Origin of the sequence: Pseudomonas parakoreensis (genome assembly GCF_021602155.1) — a bacterium.
GTDB classification, from domain to species: Bacteria; Pseudomonadota; Gammaproteobacteria; order Pseudomonadales; family Pseudomonadaceae; genus Aquipseudomonas; species Aquipseudomonas parakoreensis.
In genome coordinates this window covers 1-2,831 of the sequence record NZ_BQHY01000044.1, presented here as the reverse complement: position 1 = coordinate 2,831, position 2,831 = coordinate 1, and the positions used below count along the sequence as shown (strand labels likewise).

The 2,831-nt window shown below is 51.8% G+C and carries 1 rRNA gene; it reads right to left on the bottom strand.

The window, feature by feature from the left end:
* Positions 1–78: 78 nt before the first annotated feature.
* Positions 79–2,831 (bottom strand): 23S ribosomal RNA (locus tag L6D63_RS28185); the annotation flags it as partial.

Sequence of the window (2,831 nt, the reverse complement as noted above, 5' to 3'; positions counted from 1 at the left end):
GCGCGAACTTTCGGTTCATTGCGTCTTCACACACCGCAATCTGGTCTCTTTCGAGCATTCAGATTGCTTGGGTGTTATATGGTCAAGCCTCACGGGCAATTAGTATTGGTTAGCTCAACGCCTCACAGCGCTTACACACCCAACCTATCAACGTCGTAGTCTTCGACGGCCCTTCAGGGAACTCAAGGTTCCAGTGAGATCTCATCTTGAGGCAAGTTTCCCGCTTAGATGCTTTCAGCGGTTATCTTTCCCGAACATAGCTACCCGGCAATGCCACTGGCGTGACAACCGGAACACCAGAGGTTCGTCCACTCCGGTCCTCTCGTACTAGGAGCAGCCCCTCTCAAATCTCAAACGTCCACGGCAGATAGGGACCGAACTGTCTCACGACGTTCTAAACCCAGCTCGCGTACCACTTTAAATGGCGAACAGCCATACCCTTGGGACCGGCTTCAGCCCCAGGATGTGATGAGCCGACATCGAGGTGCCAAACACCGCCGTCGATATGAACTCTTGGGCGGTATCAGCCTGTTATCCCCGGAGTACCTTTTATCCGTTGAGCGATGGCCCTTCCATACAGAACCACCGGATCACTAAGACCTACTTTCGTACCTGCTCGACGTGTCTGTCTCGCAGTCAAGCGCGCTTTTGCCTTTATACTCTACGACCGATTTCCGACCGGTCTGAGCGCACCTTCGTACTCCTCCGTTACTCTTTAGGAGGAGACCGCCCCAGTCAAACTACCCACCATACACTGTCCTCGATCCGGATAACGGACCTGAGTTAGAACCTCAAAGTTGCCAGGGTGGTATTTCAAGGATGGCTCCACGCGAACTGGCGTCCACGCTTCAAAGCCTCCCACCTATCCTACACAAGCAAATTCAAAGTCCAGTGCAAAGCTATAGTAAAGGTTCACGGGGTCTTTCCGTCTAGCCGCGGATACACTGCATCTTCACAGCGATTTCAATTTCACTGAGTCTCGGGTGGAGACAGCGCCGCCATCGTTACGCCATTCGTGCAGGTCGGAACTTACCCGACAAGGAATTTCGCTACCTTAGGACCGTTATAGTTACGGCCGCCGTTTACCGGGGCTTCGATCAAGAGCTTCGCGTTAGCTAACCCCATCAATTAACCTTCCGGCACCGGGCAGGCGTCACACCCTATACGTCCACTTTCGTGTTTGCAGAGTGCTGTGTTTTTAATAAACAGTCGCAGCGGCCTGGTATCTTCGACCGGCATGAGCTTACGGAGCAAGTCCTTCACCCTCACCGGCGCACCTTCTCCCGAAGTTACGGTGCCATTTTGCCTAGTTCCTTCACCCGAGTTCTCTCAAGCGCCTTGGTATTCTCTACCCAACCACCTGTGTCGGTTTGGGGTACGGTTCCTGGTTATCTGAAGCTTAGAAGCTTTTCTTGGAAGCATGGCATCAACCACTTCGTCACCTGAAAGGTAACTCGTCATCAGCTCTCGGCCTTAAGATCCCGGATTTACCTAAGATCTCAGCCTACCACCTTAAACTTGGACAACCAACGCCAAGCTGGCCTAGCCTTCTCCGTCCCTCCATCGCAATAACCAGAAGTACAGGAATATTAACCTGTTTTCCATCGACTACGCTTTTCAGCCTCGCCTTAGGGACCGACTAACCCTGCGTCGATTAACGTTGCGCAGGAAACCTTGGTCTTTCGGCGTGGGTGTTTTTCACACCCATTGTCGTTACTCATGTCAGCATTCGCACTTCTGATACCTCCAGCAAGCTTCTCAACTCACCTTCACAGGCTTACAGAACGCTCCTCTACCGCATCACTTGCGTGATACCCGTAGCTTCGGTGTATGGTTTGAGCCCCGTTACATCTTCCGCGCAGGCCGACTCGACTAGTGAGCTATTACGCTTTCTTTAAAGGGTGGCTGCTTCTAAGCCAACCTCCTAGCTGTCTAAGCCTTCCCACATCGTTTCCCACTTAACCATAACTTTGGGACCTTAGCTGACGGTCTGGGTTGTTTCCCTTTTCACGACGGACGTTAGCACCCGCCGTGTGTCTCCCATGCTCGGCACTTGTAGGTATTCGGAGTTTGCATCGGTTTGGTAAGTCGGGATGACCCCCTAGCCGAAACAGTGCTCTACCCCCTACAGTGATACATGAGGCGCTACCTAAATAGCTTTCGAGGAGAACCAGCTATCTCCGAGCTTGATTAGCCTTTCACTCCGATCCACAGGTCATCCGCTAACTTTTCAACGGTAGTCGGTTCGGTCCTCCAGTCAGTGTTACCTAACCTTCAACCTGCCCATGGATAGATCGCCCGGTTTCGGGTCTATTCCCAGCGACTAGACGCCCTATTAAGACTCGCTTTCGCTACGCCTCCCCTATTCGGTTAAGCTCGCCACTGAAAATAAGTCGCTGACCCATTATACAAAAGGTACGCAGTCACAGAACAAAGTCTGCTCCCACTGCTTGTACGCATACGGTTTCAGGATCTATTTCACTCCCCTCTCCGGGGTTCTTTTCGCCTTTCCCTCACGGTACTAGTTCACTATCGGTCAGTCAGTAGTATTTAGCCTTGGAGGATGGTCCCCCCATATTCAGACAAAGTTTCTCGTGCTCCGTCCTACTCGATTTCATGACTAAGAGACTTTCGCGTACAGGGCTATCACCCACTATGGCCGCACTTTCCAGAGCGTTCCGCTAATCTCAAAGCCACTTAAGGGCTAGTCCCCGTTCGCTCGCCACTACTAAGGGAATCTCGGTTGATTTCTTTTCCTCAGGGTACTTAGATGTTTCAGTTCCCCTGGTTCGCCTCTTGCACCTATGTATTCAGTACAAGATAACCATCTT